Consider the following 3,537-nt stretch of genomic DNA (forward strand, 5'->3'; position numbering starts at 1 on the left):
ACCGCTCGCGCCCTCCGCCGTGGCTCGGATCGTAGCCGTGCCTGGACCGCGCCCTGTTACCAGGCCGCTGGCATCCACGGCCGCGACCTGGGGGTTGCTGGAACTCCAGCTCACCGGCGCCACAGTTGGCTGACCCTGCCGGTCCACGGGCGTCGCCCGGAGCTGCACCGACTGGCCGACGCCCAGCGTATCCACTTGTGGCGATACGCGCACCGTCGCGATCAAGCTGGCGGGCGGCTGCACGCGGAACATACTCCTGCCGTGAGTCGCCGCCACCAGATGCCCCGTGCGGGCGTTGTAAACCATGTCGAACACGGCCACGTTCGGAAACCCGTCGTTAAACGGCTCCCAGCTCGCCCCCTGGTCCCTCGAGTAGAACACGCCCAGGTCCGTGCCAATGTAGATGTTCCCGGCCAGCAGCGAATCGACCACAACAGCGTTGACCGGCATGTCTGGCAGGTTGGCGCTGATGTCCTGCCAGCTCGCGCCGCCATTGGTAGTGCGGAAAACGTGTCCCGACTGGAAGCCCGATAGGGTGACGTATGCCGTCTGGGCGTCAAAAGGGTCCACGGCTATGGACTTCACGAAGCGGGCCGGCAGTCCTTGCCTTGAGAGATTCCAGCTCCTCCCTCCATCTGTAGTGACCTGCACCATGGCGTTGCTCGTGCCCACATAGATCACCTGCGAGTCGGACGGCGCAGGTGCGATCGCGGAGATGCGCCCGCCCCCGTTGGTGAGGTCAGGGCTCAACGCTGTCCAGGATTCGGCGCGATTCTCGGTGCGATACAGCCGGACCGTGCCGAAGTAGAGAACCTGCGGATTAGACGGATCCATGACCAGCGGCGGGATGAACAATGCAGGCTCGGAAACGTCTATGCCGCTGACCTTGCGGAGGAAGTTGCCGCCGCCATCTCGACGGCGGGGTCCCCCAAAGGAGCTGTTCGGCGTCCACTGCATCTCGGCATATGCGGTGGTGGGCGTCGCCCGGTCAATGGCGGTGTAACCGCCATCCGCCCCCAGCACCACTCTCCACGACGGGGTGCCGGAAAATTCGAGCGTGCCGTTGTCCTGCGTGCCGCCCAGGGCCATGCTGGAATCGGAGGGGTGGAGCGAGATCCCCGGATAGAACTGCGTGGCGGCAATGTTCGTGTTCAGGCTGACCCAGGAGTCGCCGCCGTTGGTGGACTTATAGACACCGCCATCGTTGACAACATAGATGATATTCGGATCGCGAGGGTCGAAGGCAAAACCGTGCTGGTCCACGTGCACCGACCCCAGGATATTCGTGAAGGTGTTCCCGCCATCGGTCGAGCGGTAGAGCTGGACCGTGCCGACATAGACGCGGTTGGGATCGGCAGGGTGCACGGCTACGACTAGGTTGTACCAGCACTGCGTGTTGCAGGAGAAGCTGGATCCCGGGGCGGGAAGCAGGCTCCACGTGGCCCCGGCATCGGAGGTCTTGTAGACGCCCAGGAGGTTGCCATCCGAGCCGGAGCCGTTGCGCGCGTCCATGACCACGGCGTAAAGAATCCCCGGCGAGGAGCGGGAAATAGCAAGATTGATCCTTCCGACGTCGCTCGTGGGGAAGCCGCCACCCAGCCGTGTCCAGTTGGCACCGCCGTCCGCAGACTTGTAGACGCCATTGTCGGAGCCACCGGAAATCCTGCCCAGGGCGGCGTATATCGTCGAGCTGTTCGCCGGGTCCAGCACCAGGTCTGTAGCAATGCCCTCCAGCACGCGCGTCCAGGTGGCGCCGCTGTCCCGGGACTTGAACACGCCGAAGTCGCTCGCCACGTACAGCGTGGTGCTGCTCGTGGAGCCGGCCGTGCTGGAATCGATGACCACATCGGCGATGCGGGCGCCGCCTGTCGTGGCACTCTCGAACACCGCCGCGCCCAACTGCGTCCAGGTAGCGCCGCCATCTGCCGAGCGCAGCACACCGCAGCCGTAGTAGCTGTCGCCGGAGAAGTGCTGCTCGCCGGTTCCCGCATACAGGAGGTCAGGGTTGACCGGGTCGATCGCGATGGACCCCATGGCCAGCGAGCACTCCCTGTCCGTCAGCGCCGTCCAGCGGGCGCCGCCGTTCGCTGTCTTCCACACGCCGCCCTGGGCTGCACCCACGTAGATCGTGTTGGGATCCGAGGGGTGCGGGGCAACGGAGGACATGCGGCCCGCGGACTGGATGAAGAAGTTAGGGATGTTCTCCGGCCCCATGGGGCTCCACGTCGTCGCTCGAATCTCGCCCGGGGCCCGGAAAAGGAAGGCCGCTGCTTCCGGCCACTGCGCCTGGTACTGGTCGAGCGCTCGCTGGAGCGCTCGGGGCGGGATACGGCCGAAGGGATAGGCGCGCTGCGAGTAGAAGTACTCCCAGCGCAGCCGCGGCTTCCCGCCGCCATCCCTCTCCTGCGCTGCCAGGGGAGCGGGCGCCAGGAAAAGCAGCAGCAGCGCCAGGCAGCGCCCGTAACTCGCCCGGGGAGGTGCAAGGAGTCGGCGTCGAAGCATGAGTTCAGGGGTAACCGGAAATCCGAACCGGAAGCTGGCGAATCCCCGCCGGCTCCAGGAGCTGGTGGCCCCCGGCGGCCAGATTACCGCCGGCGGCTCCAGGGCGTCAATATTCGCATTGCCGATACACCGACAGGGCGCCATTCAGTTCCGCGGCCAGGTGAGCGTCACGACCACAGAATTGCTCGCGCCATGCCGGTTCTGCACCGTAACGGCATACTCACCCGGCCCCAGCGGCGGGGGAGCCGCCTCCCCTACGGTCGGGAACTCTCTCGGGACGTAGAAGCGGATTTCCGTGCCCTCCGCCGCGGAAGCAAGGTCCGGGATCACCACGGCGCCAAAGCGGACCGTATTGCCTTCCGGCAGGAAACCCGAGCCGCGGATCGTGAGCTGCGTGGCCCGCCAGGGGTCGGCCGGCGCCGAATCCGGTCGGATCTCCACGATGCGAGGCCGATCACCCCGCCTCAGACCGACCACGTAGCAGGCTGGAAGTGCGATCAGCAGCGCTGCGAAGAGGATGCGGCGCAAAGCCAACCCTCCTTAGTGGTCGGGTTCGTAAGTACGGGCACGCGCCGAGTGCGGCCCTATTTGCGGATTCGACCACTTAAAAGCGCACGGCGGAGCGCCACACGATGTGGTGACCGGTGTCGGCAATGAAGAGGAGGCTGAAAGGTGAGGCCGCCACACTGGTCGGGCCGCTCAGGGCCGTCTCGCCGGCCGGGCCGCGGTCGCCGGTGAAGGCTTCGTCTCCGGTGCCCGCGAAGGTCGCGATAAGCCCCGTCGCCAGGTTGACCGTGCGCACTCGGTGGTTCCCCGCATCCGCGATGAAGAGCGTGCGACCGTCGGGCGAGACGGCGACGCCCTGCGGATCCTGCAGCAGTGCCTCCGTAGCCGGCCCGCCATCCCCGGCAAAGCCCCGGATTCCCGTGCCCGCGACGCTCTTGATCACGCCGCTGGCGAGCTCGACCGCGCGCACCCGCTGGTTGGCGCTGTCCACGATGTAGAGCAGGCCTCCGCCGAGCGCGAGGCCAGCGG

The 3,537-nt window shown here is 66.6% G+C and carries 3 protein-coding genes; all 3 read right to left on the reverse strand.

The genetic code is table 11. The features are described 5' to 3' along the window. On the reverse strand, window positions 1–2,502 hold a 2,502-nt coding region (locus HY703_12570), incomplete at its 3' end, for an Ig-like domain-containing protein (protein MBI4546026.1). Window positions 2,503–2,646: 144 nt separating this feature from the next. After that, window positions 2,647–3,030 carry a hypothetical protein gene (locus tag HY703_12575; protein ID MBI4546027.1) on the reverse strand — a complete coding sequence of 128 codons (384 nt, stop codon included), beginning with the start codon at window positions 3,028–3,030 and terminating at the stop codon, window positions 2,647–2,649. Window positions 3,031–3,106: 76 nt separating this feature from the next. Continuing rightward, window positions 3,107–3,537, reverse strand: a 431-nt coding sequence (locus HY703_12580) for a hypothetical protein (protein ID MBI4546028.1), incomplete at its 5' end; no start/stop codon positions are given.

This window comes from Gemmatimonadota bacterium (genome assembly GCA_016209965.1).
Lineage (GTDB): Bacteria > Gemmatimonadota > Gemmatimonadetes > Longimicrobiales > RSA9 > JACQVE01.